23 protein-coding genes are annotated in these 22,111 nt (G+C 46.8%); 12 read left to right on the top strand and 11 right to left on the bottom strand.

Annotation, left to right across the window (positions count from 1 at the left end):
- Positions 1–21 precede the first annotated feature (21 nt).
- From C7475_RS07810 to C7475_RS07770, 9 genes are all read right to left on the bottom strand, one after another.
- Positions 22–1,272, bottom strand: coding sequence for a sigma-54-dependent Fis family transcriptional regulator (locus tag C7475_RS07810; protein ID WP_110052733.1), 1,251 nt, complete (start codon positions 1,270–1,272; stop codon positions 22–24).
- A gap of 68 nt (positions 1,273–1,340) precedes the next feature.
- Positions 1,341–2,762 (bottom strand): tRNA (N6-isopentenyl adenosine(37)-C2)-methylthiotransferase MiaB, encoded by a 1,422-nt coding sequence (gene miaB, locus C7475_RS07805; RefSeq protein WP_110052732.1) that lies wholly within the window; start codon positions 2,760–2,762, stop codon positions 1,341–1,343.
- Positions 2,763–2,847: 85 nt separating this feature from the next.
- Positions 2,848–3,474 (bottom strand): response regulator transcription factor, encoded by a 627-nt coding sequence (locus tag C7475_RS07800; RefSeq protein ID WP_110052731.1) that lies wholly within the window; start codon positions 3,472–3,474, stop codon positions 2,848–2,850.
- Complete coding sequence (locus tag C7475_RS07795; RefSeq protein ID WP_110052730.1) at positions 3,458–4,330, bottom strand: sensor histidine kinase; 873 nt, start codon at positions 4,328–4,330, stop codon at positions 3,458–3,460. The genes C7475_RS07800 and C7475_RS07795 overlap by 17 nt, the downstream gene beginning before the upstream one ends.
- A 520-nt stretch (positions 4,331–4,850) precedes the next feature.
- Positions 4,851–5,432 (bottom strand): histidine phosphatase family protein, encoded by a 582-nt coding sequence (locus tag C7475_RS07790; RefSeq protein ID WP_110052729.1) that lies wholly within the window; start codon positions 5,430–5,432, stop codon positions 4,851–4,853.
- 59 nt (positions 5,433–5,491) lie between these two features.
- Positions 5,492–6,160, bottom strand: a complete 669-nt coding sequence (locus C7475_RS07785) for a response regulator transcription factor (RefSeq protein ID WP_110052728.1) — start codon at positions 6,158–6,160, stop codon at positions 5,492–5,494.
- A 55-nt stretch (positions 6,161–6,215) separates the two neighbouring features.
- Positions 6,216–6,956 (bottom strand): sensor histidine kinase, encoded by a 741-nt coding sequence (locus C7475_RS07780; protein WP_110052727.1) that lies wholly within the window; start codon positions 6,954–6,956, stop codon positions 6,216–6,218.
- A 37-nt stretch (positions 6,957–6,993) separates the two neighbouring features.
- Positions 6,994–7,656: a hypothetical protein gene (locus tag C7475_RS07775; protein ID WP_110052726.1), complete on the bottom strand. Its 663-nt coding sequence runs from the start codon at positions 7,654–7,656 to the stop codon at positions 6,994–6,996.
- 24 nt (positions 7,657–7,680) lie between these two features.
- Positions 7,681–8,190, bottom strand: coding sequence for a hypothetical protein (locus C7475_RS07770; protein WP_110052725.1), 510 nt, complete (start codon positions 8,188–8,190; stop codon positions 7,681–7,683).
- Positions 8,191–8,478: 288 nt separating this feature from the next.
- On the opposite strand from C7475_RS07770, the gene C7475_RS07765 reads away from it, so the two are divergent.
- Positions 8,479–9,087, top strand: a complete 609-nt coding sequence (locus C7475_RS07765; RefSeq protein WP_110052724.1) for a MarR family winged helix-turn-helix transcriptional regulator — start codon at positions 8,479–8,481, stop codon at positions 9,085–9,087.
- Between the two features lie 38 nt (positions 9,088–9,125).
- On the opposite strand, the gene C7475_RS07760 is transcribed toward C7475_RS07765, so the two are convergent.
- Positions 9,126–10,583, bottom strand: coding sequence for a PLP-dependent aminotransferase family protein (locus tag C7475_RS07760; RefSeq protein WP_158286445.1), 1,458 nt, complete (start codon positions 10,581–10,583; stop codon positions 9,126–9,128).
- 145 nt (positions 10,584–10,728) lie between these two features.
- Between C7475_RS07760 and C7475_RS07755 the strand changes: the two genes are divergently transcribed.
- From C7475_RS07755 to C7475_RS07720, 8 genes are all read left to right on the top strand, one after another.
- Positions 10,729–10,998 carry a helix-turn-helix transcriptional regulator gene (locus tag C7475_RS07755; RefSeq protein WP_110052722.1) on the top strand — a complete coding sequence of 90 codons (270 nt, stop codon included), beginning with the start codon at positions 10,729–10,731 and terminating at the stop codon, positions 10,996–10,998.
- Between the two features lie 79 nt (positions 10,999–11,077).
- Positions 11,078–11,686 (top strand): TetR/AcrR family transcriptional regulator, encoded by a 609-nt coding sequence (locus C7475_RS07750; protein ID WP_110052721.1) that lies wholly within the window; start codon positions 11,078–11,080, stop codon positions 11,684–11,686.
- 53 nt (positions 11,687–11,739) lie between these two features.
- The gene (locus tag C7475_RS07745; RefSeq protein WP_233259784.1) at positions 11,740–12,981 is read left to right on the top strand and encodes a TolC family protein; all 1,242 of its coding nucleotides are present in this window, start codon (positions 11,740–11,742) and stop codon (positions 12,979–12,981) included.
- Positions 12,982–13,000: 19 nt separating this feature from the next.
- Positions 13,001–13,933 (top strand): HlyD family secretion protein, encoded by a 933-nt coding sequence (locus tag C7475_RS07740; RefSeq protein ID WP_110052720.1) that lies wholly within the window; start codon positions 13,001–13,003, stop codon positions 13,931–13,933.
- A 2-nt stretch (positions 13,934–13,935) separates the two neighbouring features.
- Complete coding sequence (locus tag C7475_RS07735; protein WP_110052719.1) at positions 13,936–14,859, top strand: ABC transporter ATP-binding protein; 924 nt, start codon at positions 13,936–13,938, stop codon at positions 14,857–14,859.
- Entirely contained in the window at positions 14,852–15,595 is a 744-nt protein-coding gene (locus tag C7475_RS07730; RefSeq protein ID WP_110052718.1) for an ABC transporter ATP-binding protein, read from the top strand. The genes C7475_RS07735 and C7475_RS07730 overlap by 8 nt, the downstream gene beginning before the upstream one ends.
- Before the next feature lie 12 nt (positions 15,596–15,607).
- A complete protein-coding gene (locus C7475_RS07725; protein WP_110052717.1) occupies positions 15,608–16,714 on the top strand; it encodes an ABC transporter permease in 1,107 nt (368 codons plus the stop codon).
- Entirely contained in the window at positions 16,711–17,826 is a 1,116-nt protein-coding gene (locus C7475_RS07720) for an ABC transporter permease (protein ID WP_110052716.1), read from the top strand. The genes C7475_RS07725 and C7475_RS07720 overlap by 4 nt, the downstream gene beginning before the upstream one ends.
- Positions 17,827–17,894: 68 nt before the next feature.
- Here the strand turns inward: C7475_RS07720 and C7475_RS07715 are convergent, their stop codons facing one another.
- On the bottom strand, positions 17,895–19,322 hold the full coding sequence (locus C7475_RS07715) for a PLP-dependent aminotransferase family protein (RefSeq protein ID WP_110052715.1): 1,428 nt from the start codon (positions 19,320–19,322) through the stop codon (positions 17,895–17,897).
- Between the two features lie 156 nt (positions 19,323–19,478).
- Between C7475_RS07715 and C7475_RS07710 the strand changes: the two genes are divergently transcribed.
- The 3 genes from C7475_RS07710 to C7475_RS07700 all read left to right on the top strand — a co-directional run bounded on the left by C7475_RS07710 (position 19,479) and on the right by C7475_RS07700 (position 21,694).
- Complete coding sequence (locus C7475_RS07710; protein ID WP_158286444.1) at positions 19,479–20,009, top strand: helix-turn-helix transcriptional regulator; 531 nt, start codon at positions 19,479–19,481, stop codon at positions 20,007–20,009.
- Between the two features lie 69 nt (positions 20,010–20,078).
- Positions 20,079–21,020, top strand: coding sequence for a DNA-3-methyladenine glycosylase (locus C7475_RS07705; protein ID WP_110052713.1), 942 nt, complete (start codon positions 20,079–20,081; stop codon positions 21,018–21,020).
- 101 nt (positions 21,021–21,121) lie between these two features.
- Positions 21,122–21,694: a methylated-DNA--[protein]-cysteine S-methyltransferase gene (locus C7475_RS07700; protein WP_110052712.1), complete on the top strand. Its 573-nt coding sequence runs from the start codon at positions 21,122–21,124 to the stop codon at positions 21,692–21,694.
- The last annotated feature ends 417 nt before the right edge of the window (positions 21,695–22,111 follow it).

The raw sequence follows: 22,111 nt of genomic DNA, 5'->3' as shown, positions 1-22,111 counted from the left end.
ACCGTCCCGGCAGGCCACCTGCTATTCGTTAATGTTGTATTCTTTTAATTTTCTGTATAAGGTCCTTTCGGAAATGCCCAGGTCAAGCGCTGCATCCTTTCTTTTACCCTTATGCTTTTTCAGGGCCTTGACGATCAGTTCTTTCTCTTTGTCGGCAATCGATAATGTTTCCTCTACTTCTTCATGATGGTCGATCTTATTACTTTCCTGTAAAATGATCGGCTGCTGGGGAGAAGAAATAGCAGTAGGCACCGCGGTCGTGCTCACTTCCGGTTGCGGGTGGAAGTTGTGCATCAGGTGACTGTCCTGGAAATTGCTGGCATGGGCAATGTTCGGGTTCTGCAGGATGTCGAAGAACATCTTTTTGAGCTCCGTCACATCCTTCTTCATATCGAAGAACAATTTATACAATATATCCCTTTCATTGGAGAAATCACCGTTCGACTTCGCCTGTGGCGCTGCTATCATCGGTAGCCTGGACGGCTCGTTCACTTCCGGCAGGAAACGTCTCAGTTCCTGTGCCGTGATCAGTTTGTCCTGCGCCAGTACGGAGATCTGCTCCGCCATATTCTTCAGTTCACGTACGTTACCTCTCCAGGGATAGTTCACCAGTATATTACGGGCTTCATCATCCAGCTGGATGCTCGGCGTTTTATAACGTTCTGAAAAGTCCACGCAGAACTTACGGAACAACAACGGAATGTCTTCTTTCCTGTCCCGGAGCGAAGGCACCCTGATGGGCACAGTGTTCAAACGGTAGTAAAGGTCTTCCCTGAACTTGCCCTGCTGGGTGTGATCAAGCAGGTCCCTGTTAGTAGCCGTGATCACGCGCACATCTGTTTTCTGCACCTTAGAAGAACCCACCCTGATAAACTCGCCTGTTTCCAGTACGCGCAGTAAACGGGCCTGTGTTCCCAGCGGCATTTCCCCGATCTCGTCAAGGAAAATGGTACCGCCGTTCACGGTTTCAAAATATCCCTTACGGCTGTCTACAGCTCCGGTAAAAGAGCCTTTCTCATGACCGAAAAGTTCTGAGTCTATTGTCCCTTCCGGAATAGCGCCGCAGTTCACGGCTATGAAAGGATTGTGTTTACGGGCACTTAGTGAATGGATAATATTGGAAAACACTTCTTTACCAACGCCGCTTTCTCCAACTATCAGCACGGTGAGGTCCGTATTGGACACCTGTGCTGCCACCTGCAAGGCATAATTCAATGCAGGCGAGTTTCCTATAATGCCAAACCTGTTTTTAATGGACTGTATGTTATCCATATCCTCAATTTACCCCTTTACCGGCCTCGCAGGCCTGTAAAAGGTACTGTGATCCAATAAATTTGTCTTTAAGCTCTCCCTGTCGAAGTTCCCAGTAATGTGCCGGCAGTACAGTCTTCCACCTTCACCCATACGTATTCACCTTTACGGAAATCTTCTTTAGGGAAGATCACCACTTTGTTATGATCTGTTCTGCCGAAGAGATGATCTTCAGAGCGTTTTGAAGTGCCTTCGATCAGCACTTTAAACGTTTTACCAACATCCTGCTGCATACTGCTGAGTGATTGTCCGCGGTGCAATTCCACCACTTCCGCCAGCCTGCGTTTTTTAACTTCTTCCGGCACATCATCCTGGTAACGGCGTGCAGCCAGTGTACCGGGGCGTTCGGAATAGAAGAACATATATGCAAGGTCGTACCGGCCGTAGGCCATCAGGCTCATGGTATCCTGGTGGTCTTCTTCTGTTTCTGTACAGAAGCCGGTAATAACATCCGTGGACAGGGCACAGTCGGGCAGTATTTCACGGATGCGGTCAACTTTTTTCATGTACCATTCCCTGGTGTAGGTACGGTTCATCAGCTGCAATATACGGGTGCTGCCGCTTTGCATTGGCAGGTGGATGTATTTGCAGATGTTCTCGTATTTCGCCATGGTGAACAATACATCGTCTGTAATGTCTTTAGGATGGGACGTGCTGAAACGCACCCTCAGTAATGGACTGATCAGCGCTACCTGTTCCAGCAGATTGGCAAAGGTGGTAATAACTGATGCATCCTCCGGGTTCACCCAATAGTAGGAATCCACATTCTGGCCCAGCAGTGTCACCTCTCGGTAGCCCCTGTTGAACATATCCGTAGCTTCATTCAAAATGGACACCACGTCCCTGCTACGCTCACGTCCACGGGTAAATGGCACCACGCAGAAAGAGCACATATTATTACAGCCACGCATAATGGAAACAAAGGCAGTTACGCCGTTGCTGTCCAGTCTTACGGGCGCAATGTCGCCATAGGTCTCTTCGCGGCTCAGTTGCACGTTCACGGCTTTCTGGCCGGTTTCAGCCTCTTCGATGAGGGCTGGCAGGGTCCTGTAGGCGTCAGGGCCGACAACCATGTCCACCAGCTTTTCTTCTTCGAGCAGTTTCGCCTTCAAACGTTCAGCCATACACCCTAGCACGCCGACCAGCAGCTCCGGATTACGTTGTTTTATTTTCCGGAATTCCGTCAGCCGTTTACGTACGGTCGTTTCCGCTTTTTCCCTGATCGAACAGGTATTGAGCAGCACAAGGCTGGCCTCTTCCAGGTTACGGGTAGGCCCGAAACCTTCTTCCTTGAGAATGGACGCCACGATCTCACTGTCGTTAAAGTTCATCTGGCAACCATAACTCTCTATATAGAATTTTTTGGTATAAGTCTGTGTTTCTTCAGCCACGGGCGCGTAAGCCTCGCCCTGGCGACTTTCGTCATGCACTTTTGTAACCTGTTCCAGCATCCTTTGCAAGTAATTTTAGGAAAGCAAAACTACACAATAAAATCCGAAAATGACAGAATGGCATGATAGGTAGTATAGCTGGTGATTACAGGCCTTTTTCCAGCAGAAAACGGGTAAGGGCAGCGGGACTTTTGAGCTGGAGTTTCTGCATAATGTTCTTCCTGTGCGTTTCTACTGTATAAATGCTCAGGTACAGATGGGTGGCTATCTGCTGATTGGTGAACTGCTGGTTGATCAGTTGCAGGATCTCAGTTTCCCGCCGGGTCAGGTTAAATTCCCTGATAGGGAGGTTTTCCGATTCCGGATGATACAGGCGGGGCATGGAAGGAAAACAGGACTGCCCTTTACTTACCTGGCGGATGGTTTGCAACAGCTCGTCCTTGTTGCAGGTTTTCAGCAGGTAGCCGTCAGCACCATAACTATGGGCCAGGTTAATGAGGTGAGGGTCGTTATAACTCGACAGGATGATGGTCCTGATATGAGGAAATTCCTGCCGGATGAGCTTTGTAGCTTCCAGACCGTTCAGTACCGGCATGTTGATGTCCAGGATGACAATATCGGGCTGGTGCCTTGATAACAGGTCTATTAATTCCTGACCGTTCGTGGCAATGGCCAGGACGGCAACATTTGGGACCGTCTGCAGAATGGAATGGATACCGTCGGCAAAAAGGGTATGATCATCAGCCAGAATGATGTTAACAGGTAGCTGCATGTTGTGGAATTACAGGAATGTGAATGATAAAGGTGGTGCCGGAAATGCCAGAATCAACGTGTAACTTCCCGCCTAGCGATCTTACCCGGCTTTTTACCCCCGACAGCCCGATGCCCTGCATCCGGCCGGGGGAGGTGGATAATCCGATACCATCGTCCTCAACCACTATCTCCAGGTGATCAGGATAATACAACAGCTGGATAGTGGCGGCCGATGCCTTTGCGTGCCTGATAATATTGTTGGTAAGTTCCATGATAATGCGGTACAATATCAGCTCCTGCCGTGCATCGAAATACGGCTGGTATTTATTGGTGCAGAAATGGAACAGGATATCCGGGGTATTGAGCAGGGAAAAATAAGACTGGAGGATATCGGTCAGGGGAATATTGCCAAAAAGGGGAGGGATCAGGTTATGTGCAGCCCTGCGCACATTCTGGCTGGTCTGGTCCACCAGCTGCAAAAGGCTGGTCGCTTTTTGTTCATCCTGTTTCGTCCTGTAATGCAGGTTTTGCAAATTAACCCGGATAGCGGCCAGGTTGCCGCCTATCTCATCGTGGATGTCGGCAGCAATACGCTTGCGCTCCGCCTCCTGGATGTCCAGCTCCTGATTGGTCATCATCGCCTGCTGCTCCTGCAACTTCCGTAACAGCTCCTTTTGCCTTTTCTGATAAGCTTCCAAACGGCGCAGCATCACCACTATCCAAACCGAAACGCTCCCTATGCAGGCAATGGGTAAAATACCTGAAGACACAAGATAAGTACTGAGCGGATAGATCAGGCGCAGGAAATAACTATGTATCGGCCCTAAAAAGGCCGGCGTAGAGGGTATGAAATACATGAAAAGTTCCTCGGTCATAGTACAGAGAATGAACGTCGTGTGAATCTTAGAACCTGACAGATTATCTATTGGGGTAGTGCTGAAAAGTTTGTCGCTGATTTATACACAAGTCTACAAAAAAAAGTGTTGCAACGGTGAAAACAGGAGCAGTTTGTGAAAAAAAATAACCCTGAAAATGAGGGGCTTACCAGGGAAAAGAAAAACCGGCCAGGAAACTAAGAAACTATAAAGTATAGTTAATCCTTCTGAAGTGCCCCAATAGGCTTTCTATAGGCTTGATATAAGCTTACTAAAAGGGTACCAAAAGGACATCTAAAGGTCACTTCAATATCGATTTGATATTGAAGTGACCTTTAGATATCCTTTTGGTACCCTTATACATACCTTATAGAAACGACACAGTAAACTTGTAATGCTAACCTCAAAACGACCTTTTTATGGCCCATTGTTTAAGACAATATCTTACTGCAACTTGTGCGGGGCTCTTCCGGCAGGCAACTCACGATCTACGAAAAGAACGGGCAGATCAGTATGTAACTCAGACCACGTCCAAATGAACGGTACAATTGTACAGTTCACATTCCCATTGGTCGTCGTTCACTGTAAAGCGGGTAACGGAGGTGTTTTTTAGCATGACGTCCTGAGCAAGGTCTGGCGCCAGCTTGCGAAGTAACTGACGGATAAAACCGCCGTGGCTCACAATAAGGATATGTTTTCCGGCATGTTCGTGCAGAAGGTCGTCCAGGAAGTTAAGTCCCCGGCCCAGTACGGATTGTTCAGTTTCCCGGCCCAGTTCAAGCTGTCGCCAGTCAGCACCCCATTTAACGATCCTGTCCGCTTCGGTAGTGCCTTCGGTCAGCCCGCCGTGCACTTCCATAATACGCTTATCGTGGCGGATATCAGTAATACCCAGCCCGGCAGCAATGATCTCTCCCGTCTGCCTGGCGCGTGACAGGTGACTGGTGTAAACAATGTCCCAATGTTCGTCGGAAAGGCGGATACCCAGCTTCCGGGCCTGTTCAAGTCCTTCGGCGTCCAGGGGTATATCTGTGCTGCCCTGCATTTTCCCTTCTTTATTCCATGCTGTACTTCCGTGACGGATCAGGGCTATACGTGTCATAGGCACTCTTATCTGTTGGTTGCCGCAAATATACGCACAGATCGTCAGTAATGAAAGGTTTAAAGCAGTTCTGCCTCACTGATGAGATTGTTTTTCAATGCAAATACGACCACTCCGGCCGTGTTCTTTACATTCATTTTTTCAAGGATCCGGGTGCGGTGTCCCTCTACGGTACGTTTACTCAGGAAGATCTTATCGCCTATTTCCTGGGCGGTGAATTGCTGGCAGATAAGACGTATGATCTCTTTCTCACGGTCAGTGAAGGTAACAGGGGCATTGTCCCGGGAAGGGTTAAAACGGCTCCTCACTATCATAGCCGCCAGCTTGGCGGAGGTTTGCCTGCAATAGAAGATATTATCTTCATACACGCTATTGATAGCTTCAATGATCTCCTGTTTGTCGGCATTCTTTAACAGGTAACCTTTAGCGCCTGCTTCCAGCATTTCTACGATCAGTTCTTCTTCATCGAACATAGACAGGGCAATGATCCTGATGTGGGGTGTGCGCTGCAAAAGGGTGCGTGTTGCGGTGATACCATCCATCAGCGGCATCTTCAGATCTGTCATGACCACATCAGCTTCAACAGTTTCCAGTAATTCCAGTAATTCCCTGCCGTTGTTGGCCTGTCCCACCAGTGTAATGTCAGGTTGCCTCGAAAGCATTAATGCAAGTCCGTCACGGAAAATTTCATGATCGTCAGCAATCACTAATCGGATGTCGTGATTCATTTCAATGTAAGAATTGGGGTAAGAAGGTCTCTCTCAAATTTCAAATAAAGTTACATTATCCGGCGGGAATTTTTACGAAATAGTTAGTGCCCTGGCCTGGTACAGAGTCGATTGATAATGAAGCCCGTAAGATGTCCGTACGGATCGCCAGGCTTTTCATTCCCAGCCCGGACGATTCGGCCCTGACTTTCTTGACGTCAAATCCGATCCCGTTCTCTTTGATCAGCACCAGGTAAAAACCGTTTTCCCTTGTCAGTACGATCTGCAGCTGTGTGGCTTTCGCATGCTTCAATGTGTTGTGGGTGATCTCCTGGATGATACGGAAAACGTGGATCTCTTTTTCCGGTGGAATATTTATCTGGCCGGAAGTGTGGAACTTTATTTCGAGTGGTTGCTTATCCGATAACTGTCTGATAAATTCACGTAATGCTTCTGTCAGCCCTTTGCGCTCCAGTGTTGCAGGCAACAGGTTGTGTGAGATCTGCCGCAGTCCGCGGATCACTTCATCTATATAGCCGGACGATTTTGCAATGATCATATTGTCCCTCTCATCGGCTACTGAAATACTATGAATGTTCAGTTTAATGGTAGACAGGAGCGGCCCCATACTGTCGTGCAGGTCTGCCGCGATCCTCTTCCGTTCATTCTCCAGAATGGTGATCTCGGCCATGATACGTTCCCGCTGCAGCCTTATGTAGCGGCGGTGATAAGATATGATAGATACTACGAAGAACACGATAATGACAGCTATCAGCAGCGAAATAAATATCGTGATATAGAATATTTTATCGTCCATGGGGTATAATCATTTTGAGGCATTACTTGCCTGTATGCTATGCGTCAAAATGTTTGTTAAAATAGTAGGAAGGTTTAACAGGTATGCATAGAACTGCTATAGCATAGATCAAATTTACAAAAGCGTTGATATAATTGAACATAAAAATGATCCGTAAAGATAACACGGTGTCCGACCCTATGAACATAGACGCTTCATAGATGATCTGGTAGATGAAAATGATGATAAATCCCAGGCAGACAAGGAAACGTGCATTGCGGAAGAGCGACTTGTTATCTTTTACGATCAGGTAGTTGATCTCATTGATGCTTAGCAGCACTGTAACAAAAGCATAGGTAACGCGGAAATAGGGACTGAATGTTTCTATTTTATTGTAGATGATATTTTCTGTGATCCATACAGCAGCAAAACCGGATAATAATCCGATAAAAAGGATCCGCTTTCGTTTGAATGTGCCCCATATAAAGAACTGGTAGACGATCACGATGGATTCCGCCAGACCATAGAGGTTCAGCGGAACAGCGTTACTTGTTTCCATGATGCTGATGCAGATAAAACTGATCGTTTCCGAAAGGAATGCCAGTGAAAGGAGCAGGAGGAAGGGCTGAAAGCTTGCAACAGTCTTGTTGAAGCGGATCAGCCCTGTTACTAAAGGAATAATGACCAACTGGCTTACCAGAAAGGCGCCTATATTATTCATCGGGAACAGGATGATGACGGGTAATTATAATTTGGCTTTGCAAAGCGGGGGACAACGCTGACCGCTTTCCATAGCCTGTATAGAGCCGGCTGCCCTGGCTGGCTGAACGCCTGGTACATTCGCCGCCTTTTCGCGCGATACCAGAGTGGTGAGAATATCCGTACCAGAAGAATCAACCGGCAGTAATACCATTCTTACCTGGCCTTTCTCATCTTTACCCATATAGATACGAAGACCTTCAGCGCCTTTGGCGTTAAGTATAGCGGCAATCGCATGGCGGTTGAAGGTTTCTCCCTCCGGAATATTGAATGCGCTGTCAAGATAGTTGCCGGGCAATTTGCTCTGGAGTTCTTTTCTTCCGGCCAGGAAACCCTGGCGCAGTGCACGGGCCTCTTCAATCGGAATAACATGTTCGATGGCTCTGGCTTTGTCTACCGGGATCTCTCCCTGGCCTGGATGACTTGGGGTACATTGTGAAAGTGCTGCAAGGAGGACGGCAGCAGAAAAGAAACACAGGATGTTACGATGCTTCATACATAGCGGTTTTATGATGATTGAATATGTAAACTACTGGATAAGACCGGAAATGAGCCGGGTAGAAATGCTGAAAATAAAACGTATAAATACCTGGTAAATGCTCATGCCTGTGACAGTCACTGAAATTAACGTGGTGTAATGGGGTGTCCTTAATGGCGCTAAAGTTAAAGTAAAAAAACGTATCACCGGTACCGGGCCAGAATATTGAAAAAAAACTAATATCTGGTACTTATACAAGTAGCCGGGACACACTAAATTTGCGCCTCCTTTACCTTTACATTGACAATGAAAAAAACATCAGGGTTCAGTCCTGAGCAGCAATTAACTTCGCTGGATGCGAGGTTGTTGTTATCCATACAAAGGCTCAGTGACATGCTTAAGGCTATCCAGTGGGAACAGGCGAGGATCCTGGGAATCACACCTCTACAACTACAGATATTACTATTTACGGGACATCATACAGCGGCAGTGAACAAAGTAGCTTACATAGCAATGGAACTGCAACTGAGCCGTCCTACTATCAGTGACGCCGCTGCGGCATTGGTCAGCAAAGGGTTCCTGCGCATAGAAGAAGATCTGAAAGACAGACGGAGTTATTCATTCCTCCTTACCGATACCGGATTGGAAATGTTGGAAAAGGCAGAAATGTATACGGCGGAGTTGCAGGCTGTAGTAGGTAAAAAGCCTTTACAGGAGAAGATGAACCTCTATCAATCTATTTATACCATCCTTGCCGGACTAAATAACAAAAAAGGAGGGATGCAGCGTACTTGTTACGGGTGCTCCCATTACGAGGGAAATAAAAAAAGGCAGCACGCATGCCGCCTGCTGGAAAAGCAACTGACATCTGCCGAGTTACAGATAGATTGCATCTATCACTCTACTTTAGCGTAAAGTACATCCTGGACCATATCAATATCCGGTGGTGATGACTATAATTGTTGGATCACTTTCGCCAGCTTTCCCAAACCTTTAATGATCGATGGTTCATCCAGCGAAGCATAACCGAGTCGCAAGCCCGGAACGGTGTCGTACTGAGGATTGTAATAACTGAGCGGATTGACCAGGTTCATACCTGCCGACCGTACCTTCTGAAGTAACTCGGCGGGTTCCACCAGTTTATGCAATTGCAGCCAGATCGCCAGTCCTCCCTGGGGAGGCGTATAATGCGCCTGTCCGGCAAAGATGGAGTGTATAATACTGTTAGCTAACTCCAGCCTTTTCATGTAGACATAACGTGTATTATGTATATGCCTTCGGATATCGCCCGTAGCCATCAGGTTGCCCATAGCCTGTTGCAATATCGGATCACCTTCATGGTTCACTACAGAACGATATGCCGACAATGACTGTATGAAGGCAGCCGGCCCGCATACGAAACTGATGGGCAGTGTATGCATGACCGATCCAATATAGATAACGTTGTCTGCATGCTCCATACCCGCCAGCGGAATATGATGTTTATGGAAATGATACTCGTGGTCGTAGTCGTCCTCAATGATCACGAAGTTATATTGACGGCTTAAGGCCAGTAACTCCATACGTTTCTCGACCGATAATGTTGCAGTGGTCGGGTACTGATGATGGGGCGTCACATACAGCGCTTTCAAAGGAGTGATACGGCAGCGTGCTTCCAGCTGTTCAAGATCGATCCCATCCGGGCCGGAAGGGATATAATGCAGCTCGGCACCGGCAATTGTAAAGGCCTGCCATGCAGGTTGATAACCGGGATGTTCAACAGCTATATGATCCCCCGGAGATAACAACGTTTGTGCGGTCAGGTACAACGCCATCTGCATACCCTGGGTGATGCAGATATTCTCTGTAGTGACTGCCAGTCCACGGTCGTTGTTCAGCATCGTGTTCACCTCCTGCAACAACAGTTCATTACCCCTCTCAGAGTTATTGCTGAATATCTGCCGCTGGTTTTCGGGCTGTAACAGCCGGCGGCATTCGCGGCTGATCTCAGTAGCAGGGATCAGCTTCAGGTCCGGACGGCCATCGTCAAATATGATATCGTAATTACCACTGGGATTAGACGGAGAAAGGGAGATGTTCACATGACGGAAAGGGATATGCAAAGAGGGCTTAGAAGGCGCTTCCTGTCCGGGCGGTCCCTTTTGGTCTGCCGGCATGGTATCACTCACACGGGTGCCGCTCTTGTACTGAGAGGTCAGCCAACCGGCAGCAGTGAGCTGGTCATACGCAAGAATGATCGTATTCCGGTTCACTTTCAATTGCTGGGCCAGCACGCGTGACCCTGGCAATAAAGCCCCCGGAAGCAGCCTTCCCCGCATTATTTCATTGATGATATACGCTTTGATCTGTTGATAAATTGGCTCTTTGCTGTTAAACGACAGCTGTATCTGCACATGTCTGTAACTCTTCATAGTCGGCAATAAGGTATCACTCATATACGCAGGGCTGCCGCTCGCGGTTGTTAATTTTTGTTAATGCGAAAAATAAATGTAGGTATGAGCCCGCTAACGGGTGCTGGTATTTTCGCAAACATTGAAAAATATCTATTTTTACAGAATGGATGCAGTTACGATAGAGAAAGCAGCAAATGCTATAGCTGACAAGCACCGGTTATCCATCATTCTGGCGGCGTCCCGGCAGTCCGCCATTCAATGTTGTGAAATTACTGAACTCACTGGTTTGTCCCAACCCACTGTATCTCACCACATTAAGATCCTGGTAGATAGTGGCTTGCTCATTTATGATAAGACGGGCCGGAATGTACAGTTAACCATTAACAAGGAGATGATGAAACATCTCTCGTCCTTCTTCGGACAGCTTAGCTGATCATTTTTTTAATTTTTTGGCAGATTGATCTGTCCTTATTACCTTTGTTCAACCAGATGGTTAAATCAAGTAGTTTAAAATGGCACAAGAAAGAAATACCGAGGAATTGATCATAGAAGCAGCCAGAAGAATATTTATAAAACGAGGTCTTGCCGGTGCTCGTATGCAGGACATAGCGGACGAGGCAGGTATTAATAAGGCCATGTTGCACTACTACTACCGGAGCAAGGAAAAGCTGTTTGAGATCGTTTTCGATGAGGCTTTCTCTAAAATGGTCGGGCGGCTGGGCGCTGTTCTGAATAAGCCGATGCCAATAGAGGAGAAGATCAGGACGCTGATCGACCACTATATTACCAGCATTGCAGAAACGCCGTATGTGCCCATCTTTGTATTGAACGAAATTAATCAGCAACCGGAAATGATGATCAAAAGGGTCAGTTCGCAACCTTCCTTTCCGGATATTATGGCTTTTATGAAAGAAGTGGTGGAGGCCGGCAAAAAAGGGATCATCAAAGAGATCAGTCCCTTGCAGCTGTTCCTGAACATCGTATCTATGTGTATCTTTCCTTTTGTGGCACGCCCTCTTATACAGGGCATTTTCCAACAGGATAATATACAGTTTAATATGCTGATAGAAGAACGGAAAAAATTGGTGGGAGATGTCATCATCTCCTGGTTAAAGCCTTAACAGGCTTTTTTTTGAACTGTAATTAACCAAGTGGTTAAAATAAATAGTTAGCAATGATGAAGTATCTCGTATGGGCTGTACTGTTGTGTACCACGCCTGCCATAGCTCAAACATCCCTGACGCTGGAGGATTGTTATCAGCTGGCACAAAAGAACTACCCGCTTATTAAACAACGGGAACTGATCAGCCGGTCTGGCAATTATACCGTGGCCAACGCTGCTAAAGGTTACCTGCCGCAACTGAATTTTTCAGGACAGGCTACCTACCAGTCACAGGTTGTGACGATCCCTTTCCCCGGCGCCCCGCAGTTAAGCAAAGACCAGTATAAGGTGCAGGCGGAAGTATCGCAGACCATCTACGACGGAGGCAACATTCACTACCAGAAAGAGCTCAGCAAGGCCAATACCGCTATTCAGCAGCAACAGCTGGAAGTGAACCTGTACAGCATAAGAGACCAGGTGAGCCAGCTCTTTTTTGGAATCCTGTTAATAGACGAGCAGCTACGGCAGAACGAGTTACGGAAGGAAGATATCGGAAGCGGGGTGCATAAAACAGAAGGGGCTGTCAATAACGGTTCTGCACTGCGCAGCAGCCTGGATGAACTGAAGGCGGAATTACTGAATACCGAACAGGCAAGCGTTCAGTTGAAGGCCAGCCGTCAAGCCTATCTGCAGATGCTCGCCTTGTTCATTAATCAGCCGCTGGATAACCAGACGCAACTCACAAAACCGGCGCCGGCTACGATGCCTGCAGAGATCCGCCGGCCAGAGCTCCTGTTGTACGACTATAAACAGCGTAGTTATGAGGTACAGGAAAAACAGCTTAAGGTGAATTATCTGCCGAAGGTCAGCGCCTTTGTACAAGGCAACTATGGGCGGCCTACGCTGAACTTCGTGAGCAACGATTTCGGTTTCTATGCCCTGGGAGGTATCCGTTTCAGCTGGGGATTAGGCAGCCTCTATACGAATAAGAACAGCCGCCAGATCTTACGCATCAACAAACAGGACATGGACGTACAGAAGGAAACATTCGTGTTCAATACAAGGCTCACTATGACCCGTCAGCAGATAGAAGCATCACAGTACAGTGATCTGATCCAACAGGACCAGGAGATCATCGCACTGCGCACTTCCGTAAAAAAAGCGGCGGTAGCGCAACTGGAGAACGGTGTGATCACTTCACATGATTACATCACCCAGGTGAACGCTGAAAACCAGGCCAGACAGAACCTTATTCTGCACGAGATCCAGCTGTTGCAGGTCCAGTACAATAACAAAAACACATCCGGTAACTAATAAAATCGTCGTTTGATATATGAAATACTTATCCATTTCCGTGGTATTCTTCTTCATCGTTGCCTGCTCCGGCAAAGAAACAGCAGCTGATGCTTCAGGCAACTTTGAAGCCGATGAGGTGATCGTATCTGCACAACAAAGCGGACAACTCCTGTCGTTCACCGTACAGGAAGGAGATACCCTGCGTGAAGGCGCTGTTGTAGGACAGATAGACGTTAATGGCCTCACTCTGCAGAAAGAACAGGCACAGGCTACTATCAGGTCTTTAAGGGAAAAGACCACCGATCCGCAGCCACAACTGGCGCTTGTACGTAAGCAACTGGCAGTACAGGAATCACAACTGAAACAGTTATTGCATGAACAGCAGCGTACGGAAAATCTCGTAAAAGCGGATGCCGCTACACCTAAACAGCTGGATGATATCAATGCGCAGGTAGATCAGTTACAGAAAACACTCATTGTTACCCGCCAGCAGCTGACGGTCAGCGAAACCAATGTGGCAAATCAGAACAGAAGTATACTGAGTGAGCAATCACCATTAGAGAAATCACTCGCCCGCTATGATGATGAGATCAGCAAAGGCGTAGTGGTGAATCCGGTAAAAGGTACAGTGCTTGCCAGGTATGCTTTACAGGGAGAAATGGCCGTAACAGGAAAAGCATTATACAAGATCGCGGATACAGATACGCTGTTATTAAAAGCATACATCACCGGTACACAGCTACCGGAGATCAAACTAGGACAGTCTGTGAAGGTGTTGATCGACCAGGGAAAGAAGGACTACAAAACTTATCCCGGTGTGATCTCCTACATTTCCGGGAAGTCAGAATTTACGCCTAAGACCATCCAGACAAAAGAGGAACGCGCTAACCTGGTATATGCTATCAAGATACGCGTACCTAACGATGGTTATCTGAAAATAGGCATGTTCGCTATCACTCAATTCCATTGATCATGGATACAGTTACACTGCAGAACGTCAGTAAATCGTACGGGAAGAATGTTCCGCCTGCCTTACAGGACGTGTCTTTTTCAGTGAAAAAGGGAGAGCTGTTTGGGCTGATAGGCCCGGATGGTGCTGGCAAATCAACTATCTTCCGCATTCTTACCACATTACTGCTGTCAGATAAAGGCACAGCTACGGTGGCCGGGTATGACGTTGTAAAGAATTACCATGAGATCCGCAGTTGTGTAGGTTATATGCCTGGAAAGTTCTCGCTTTACCAGGACCTGACGATAGAAGAGAACCTGCATTTTTTTGCTACACTGTTTGGAACGACCGTTGAAGCCAACTACGCATTGATCAAAGATATTTATGAGCAGATCGCTCCTTTTAAAGATAGGCGTGCAGGCAAACTATCGGGAGGTATGAAACAAAAGCTGGCACTCTGCTGCGCACTTGTGCACAGACCGGAAGTACTCTTCCTGGACGAGCCGACTACCGGTGTGGACGCTGTATCCCGCAAGGAATTCTGGGAGATGCTGCAACGCCTGAAGCAGGAGGGTATCACCATCGTTGTGTCTACGCCCTACATGGATGAAGCCAGTCTCTGTGAAAGGATCGCTTTGATACAGACCGGTCAGATCCTGTCTATCGACACGCCTGCCAATATCATTAAAGCATATCCTGGTAAACTGTATGCGTTAAGAGCGCCTAAAGTATACCTGTTGTTAAAAGATACCAGGCAATACGAAGGGATGGCGCAATGTTATGCAGCAGGCGATACACTTCATCTTTCTTTTAAAGACGAAGCGAAAGATCATCCTGCCGGACTGTTGTCCTGGCTGGAAAGTAAGGGCCATAAAGGTGTAAGTATCGAAGAGATCACACCAGATATAGAAGATTGTTTTATTGCTAAAACAAGCATCCATGAGTGAAAAGGCAATTGTCTGTAAAGACCTCACAAAACGTTTCGGCGACTTCTTTGCTGTCAATCATATTTCTTTTGACGTTGACCAGGGAGAGATCTTTGGTTTCCTTGGCGCAAACGGTGCAGGGAAAACAACGGCCATGCGCATGTTGTGCGGGTTGTCGTACCCCACTTCGGGAGAGGCTTCTGTGGCAGGTTATAACGTGTTTAAACAGCAGGAAGATATCAAACGTAACATTGGTTACATGAGCCAGAAATTCTCTTTGTATGAAAGTTTAACGGTAAGAGAGAACATCCGTTTTTATGGTGGCGTTTATGGCCTGTCGGATAAACAGTTAAAAGAGAAAGGAGATGAGCTGATCACAAAACTGGGTATGGAGAAAGAAGCAAAGATGATGGTCGGCAGTTTACCACTGGGGTGGAAACAGAAGCTGGCATTCTCTGTAGCTATCATACATCAACCCAGGATCGTATTCCTGGATGAGCCTACCGGCGGCGTTGATCCTGTTACGCGCCGGCAGTTCTGGGATCTGATATATGATGCGGCTGATAGTGGGATCACTGTATTTGTAACAACGCACTACATGGATGAAGCGGAATATTGTAACCGCATTTCTGTGATGGTGGATGGCCGTATTGATGCGCTGGACACGCCGGCCAATCTCAAACAACAGTTTGAAGCGGCGTCTATGAATGAAGTATTTTATGCACTGGCGCGGACTGCAAAACGTTCCGCCGACTAAACCAATATACACATGAAACAATTCATGGTATTTGTCAGAAAAGAATTTTACCACGTATTCAGGGACAGGCGCACCTTGCTGATCCTGTTCGGTTTACCGGTAATGCAGATCCTGTTGTTCGGTTATGCGCTGACAACAGAAATAAAGAACGCAGAGATCATCGTGGTAGATCATGCAGGCGATGCGGCCTCTCAGCAACTCACTACTATGATCGCCGCCAGTAAATATTTCGACATCAACGCCAGTGATAAGTCAGATGAAGATATTTATAAAGCCTTCAAAAAAGGTAAGGTGAAATGCGCAGTGGTGTTCCCGATAGGTTTCGGTAACGACCTGCTGAACGGAGAGGTGGCCCAGATACAGATCATTGCAGATGCTTCTGATCCCAATACAGCGAAAACATTGACCAACTATCTGACGGCAATAACAGCCGAGTATCAGCAGCAGATCAATCCTACGGCAAACATTCCCATGCGTATAGAACCTGTTACCAGGATGCTGTACAATCCTGAATTGAATGGCTCGATGAACTTTGTGCCTGGCGTGATGGCGCTGGTATTGATGATCATCTGTACCACACTGACATCAGTATCGATCGTACGGGAGAAAGAAATGGGGACGATGGAAATATTACTCGTATCTCCCTTCAAACCTACTTACGTAGTATTGGCCAAAGCCGTGCCTTACCTGGCATTATCGCTGATCGATCTGATCATTATTCTGCTGCTTGCTGTTGTAGCACTGAATATGCCTATCAGGGGAAGTATTATACTGCTGCTCCTGGAAAGTACACTGTTTATCATCAGTTGCCTTTCGCTTGGCCTGCTGATCTCCAGTGTTACCCGCTCACAACAAACGGCTATGATGGTATCGATGATGGGCATGATGTTGCCGACCATCCTGTTTACCGGTTTCATTTTCCCGCTGGAGAACATGCCATGGCCTTTACAGTTCATTTCCAACCTGCTGCCTTCCCGCTGGTTCTATGTGATCGTTAAGGCGGTCATGCTGAAGGGACTGGGCATCGGCGTAATATGGAAGGAAACGCTGGTATTAGCCGGTATGACGGTCTTGCTGCTGACCATTAGTATTAAAAGCTTTAAAACACGCCTGTCATGAGAACACTGCGACTTTTACTGGAGAAAGAATTCAGGCAGATCTTCCGCGATAAAGGAATACTACCTGTCATCTTTATCATGCCAATGATCCAGCTGCTGATCATGCCACTGGCGGCTAATTTCGATGTGAAGAACATCAACCTGGTAGTGGTGGACAGGGACCATTCCACTTATACACAGCAAATGGTAACGAAGATAGCTTCTTCCGGATACTTCCATATCAAAGGTTACTATAACGACTATGCACCTGCTTTGCACGAAGTAGAAAGAGAAAAGGCGGACATCATCCTGGAGATCCCGGCACACTTTGAAACAGACCTGGTGCGGGAGAACAAGGCAGAAGTCTACCTGGCAGCTGATGCCATCAATGGTACCAAAGCCGGGTTAGGCAGCGCATATCTCAATACGATCCTGGGCGACTTTAACAATGAGATCCGCATGAAATGGCTGCCCGCGAAGGCGGCGGCAGCTGGCACAATTGATGTGACCTCGTCCAACTGGTTCAATCCGAATATGAACTATCGTCTGTATATGGTGCCGGGCATCCTGGTGTTGCTGGTAACGATGGTAGGCGGTTTTATTTCTGCACTGAACATTGTAAAGGAAAAAGAGATCGGGACTATTGAACAGATCAATGTAACGCCTATCAAAAAGTGGCAGTTCATCATAGGAAAGATGATCCCTTTCTGGGTGATCGGTATGGTAGATTTCACACTGGGATTATTGCTGGCGAGGTTTGTATATGGCATTATTCCACTGGGCAGTTTGTTACTGTTATATGGTTTCCTGTCTATATATCTGGTGGCGCTGCTTGGATTTGGTCTGCTGATCTCTACCTATAGTGATAACCAGTTACAGGCCATGTTCGTAGCCTTCTTTTTTATCATGATATTTATGCTCATGAGCGGCTTATTTGTGTCGGTGGATAATATGCCTGCCTGGGCGAAGATGATCGCAAAATTGACCCCTGTAACGCATTTTATAGATGTGGTGAGGATGATCGTATTGAAAGGAAGCCGCTTCGCGGATATCAAGATGCAGTTTTTGTATGAAATAGCATTTGCTATCGTGCTGAATGGCTGGGCGATCTGGAACTACCGTAAAACAGCATAAAATTTATACAGTATATACAGTTGTAGGTTTACGCAGGTGGCCGGGATAGTCTTATCCCGGCCTGTTATTTATGACATCTTTCTGATCAGCTTTCCTAATGTTTTCAGTCCTTCATCAATCTGTTTGGTCCATGGATTGCTAAAGCTGATACGCATACAGTTATTGTAGCGTTCCTGCAGGGAGAAGATCCTGCCGGGGGCAAAGGACACTTTATGTTTGACGGCCTGTTCATACAGTTCGTAAGTATTCACTTTAGGATGCAGTTCCACCCACAGTACAAAACCACCCTGGGGCCTTGACACACAGCAATCTTCAGGAAAGTATTCTCTGATAGCCTGCAGATGGCGCATATATTGTGTATGCAGGTTCTTTCTCATTCCCCTGAGATGGTGCTCATACCGGTCATTCTCCAGGAAGCAGGCAATGGCGGCGCCGGGGAGGGAGGGAGAGGAGATGGAGTGATGTCTTTTCAACGTCAGCACTTTTTCTTTGTACCTTCCGGGTACTGTCCATCCTACACGGTATCCCGGTGCAAGTGATTTGGAAAATGAATTGCACAGCAGTACCAGGCCGTTAGTATCGAATGTCTGACACACAGTAGGACGTTCTTTACCAAAGTACATATCTCCGTAGATATCATCTTCAATCAGCGGTATATCATATTTCTCAAGCAATCTGACGAGTTGCTGTTTGTTGCAGTCCGGCATATAGGCACCCAGCGGATTGGTGAAATTGGTTACGAACAGGCAGGCTTTGATCTTAAACTTCGGAATAGCTTTGTCGAGGTATTCCAGGTCAATGCCGGTACCAGGATGTGTGGGTACTTCCAGTACCTTTAGTCCCAGGCTTTCCGCCAGTTGCAGTGACCCGTAATACGCAGGACTTTCTACTGCGATAGTATCACCCGGTTGCGTTGTGGCGGAGAGGCAGAGTGTCAGCGCGTCCATGCAACCATTGGTAGTAACGATATCATCTTCGCTGATGGCGCCTCCCCAGAGGATAGAGTTGCGGGCGATCTGCCGGCGGAGGTCCGCATTCCCTTGTACCTGTTCATATGCAATGCCGGCATTGGGTGTTTTTCTCAGTGCCTGTATCAGTGCTTTGGATATCTTGGCTGCGGGCAACAGGGCTTCCGGCGGTGCAGCGGAGGCGAACCTGGTAATATTCTGCAGGCTCATATCCTGGGATACCTGCGTGATCATTTCATGCAGTGTTACTTCCGAAGGCTTTTTAACCGCTTCACATGCCTTAGGCATTTCCGGCATTCTCCGCGGACTAAAGATCACGTAGTATCCTGATTTCGGACGGGATTCTATCAGCCCTTTTGCTTCCAGGTGATAGTATGCCTGGAATGCGGTACTCATACTCACGCCCTGTTCTTCACTCATGGTGCGGACGGAGGGGAGTTTGTCACCGATCTTCAGTACATCTTTGGAGATCAGCTGTTCCAGTTTCTCTGCTATCTGGAGATAGAGATGTTCGGCAGTTTTTAGCATGGCGCGGTTAATCTGATATGGTTCAAATGTAAGTAAAAATCATCTGATCTGTTTTTTTGCATCAATATGTTTTCTTGCGGAGTTGTTTAATAACAGCTGTATTTATTTTGCGCAACAAAATAATTGCATAACTTTATGCAACTAAAAAATTGCATAATGGATGAACTGTTTAAAGGCGTAGCCGATCCGGTGCGCAGGGAGATCCTTTCCCTGTTACGTTTGCAGCCGTTAAATGTGAATCAGATCAATGAGCATTTTGGCGATATCAGCAGGCAGGCGGTGTCCAAACATCTGCAATTGCTGGAAGACAGCGGCTGGATAAAGATATATCAGGCGGGCAGAGAGCGGTACGGATATCTTAATAAGACAGCCTTCTATTCTTTTAAGGAATGGCTCGATTCATATCTGCAATGGGGAAAACAATCTTTGGAGAATGATCATGGCGTTTTCCTGGAGCAAACAGCTTATAAGAAAGGTGCGCCCTTGACACAACCTGTTATGCTGCAGGCCATGCTGAGTAAGGATAAGGAGTTCGACGGACTGTTCTATAATGCGGTGAGAACAACAGGTATCTTTTGTAAACCCTCTTGTTCCGCTAATCCCCGGCCCGATAATGTGACCTTTTATATTACGAGGGATGAAGCACTTAAGAATGGTTACCGGGCCTGCAAGCGTTGTAAGCCGTGACGATTAGTTGGGCTAGGGTAGGACGGTCAGCCAGGCGGGAGTTTATTATTTCATTATTAATGGTTATTCATGAGTCGACAAACAGTTGTCAATATACCGGTTACTGATCACGATAACTTTTCTTTTGCGGAGTGCCTGGTATTTCTTGGTCGTTCAGAAAAGGAGTGTCTGCATTATGTACAGGATGGAGTGGTACAGAAGATGATCGTTTCGAATGGAGAGCCTGTGCTAATGGAGATCAGTGATGATACAGCGTCGGGATCACTACGGGTTGCAGTCAGGAGCGCTACTAATGATGAAGCGAAAGAAGCGGAAAGATCGAGAGAACAGATAGCAATGGATGAAGCTTATATCCGTCGGTATATCAGTCATTGGTTGCATCTGGATGCAGATCTCCGTCCCTTTTATGATTTTGCAGCGAAGGATGCTGTATTGGGGCCATTAGTAACCCGCTACAAGGGGCTTCGGCTAATAGGTATCCCGGAACTCTTTGAAGCGCTGACCTGGAGCATTATGGGGCAACAGATCACATTGGGCTTTGCGTATACATTACGCCAGCGTTTTATACAGGCATTCGGGCATCATGCAGTAATAGATGGGAAAGACCACTATGTATATCCTCATCCGGCAGTAATTGCGGCATTGGAGCCGGCTACCCTGATCAGTATGCAGTTCTCGCGTAGTAAAGCAGATTACATCATCAGGCTGGCGCAATCAATGACAGACGGACATTTAACAGTAGAGCAGCTGGAGAATATGAATTATCAGCAGGCAAGGGACCATCTGGTATCCTTCAGGGGTATCGGGAACTGGTCAGCTAATTATGTACTGATGAAATACCATCGCCATCATCAGGCATTACCGTTGGAAGATGCGGGTTTGCACAATGCATTGAAATATCAGCTGCAATTGACAGCAAAACCATCACTGGCAGATGTAAAGACGTATACACAGCATTGGAGGGAACATGCAGCATATGCCACATTCTATTTATGGCGTTCATTATATTAAGACCGGAGTAATTGAGTAGTAAAGGACAATAGCAAATAGTATAAAAAAGAGTCGTAGGCACACTAATATAGTGACGCATAGTAAAAGTAATACTGAACAATATGAAAAAGCCAAACATACAACAGCAAACGCCATTGGATATACAGTCGGGTATACCGTCAGATGTACCATCTGATATACCAACCGGCACACCATCATATACCCATTCAATTATAACGCCGGTAGGAGCACTGACTATTATTGGTGATGCACAGGCTATCAATGAATTGACTTTCAAGGAAGAATTACCTGTTACACACGGTCCGCTGCCAGATACATTCAGACTGTGTATCGAGGAGTTGGAAGCCTACTTTGCAGGCAGCTTACAGCAATTTACATTTCCCATCGCACAACCGGGAACGGCATTCCAGCAAACAGTGTGGCAACAACTAACGATGATCCCCTATGCCACGACCATTTCCTATATGCAATTGGCAAAGCGGATCAACAATCCAAAGAGTATCAGGGCAGTAGGTACGACAAATGGAAAGAACAGAATTGCGATAGTGGTACCATGCCACAGAGTGATAGGTAGTGATGGATCGCTTACTGGTTATGCGGGAGGGATCTGGCGTAAGAAATGGTTGTTGGAACATGAAATAAAGCAGAAGTTCGGATCATTGGAATTATTCTGATCTGATCTGGTCAATAAAGTGCCCTTAATTGAAGTAACTAAGAAGCAATACGATAGACAGAATGCCAAAAGATATGATTCATCGAAGTCGTGAAGCACCACTATGTTCTGCAATAGTAGGCATAGCAGTTCTCTTTTCTGATCTGCCACCAGCGGTACATTAAAACAGCGGTGGTTTCAGATGGAGATGCAGGGCCTTAGCCCTTTGAGAGCGTTGATACGCTTGACAGGGGTTAAATAGAACTTAACTGCCCCTACGCTTGATAAAGCTATATAGCAAGGACCCGAAAAGGGCGACAGCCCGAAATCCCATCTGAAACCAAAGCAAAGCCCAAAGCAACCCAAACAACAAACCGCAACAAAACAAAACACGAAATAAAACAAAGCAAAACATAGCGAAACTATGAACTAATCATGT

It is taken from the genome of Chitinophaga sp. S165, assembly GCF_003182155.1.
Taxonomy (GTDB): domain Bacteria; phylum Bacteroidota; class Bacteroidia; order Chitinophagales; family Chitinophagaceae; genus Chitinophaga.
The sequence above is the reverse complement of the archived record's forward strand: the minus strand, read 5'-3'. Positions and strand labels throughout refer to the sequence as shown.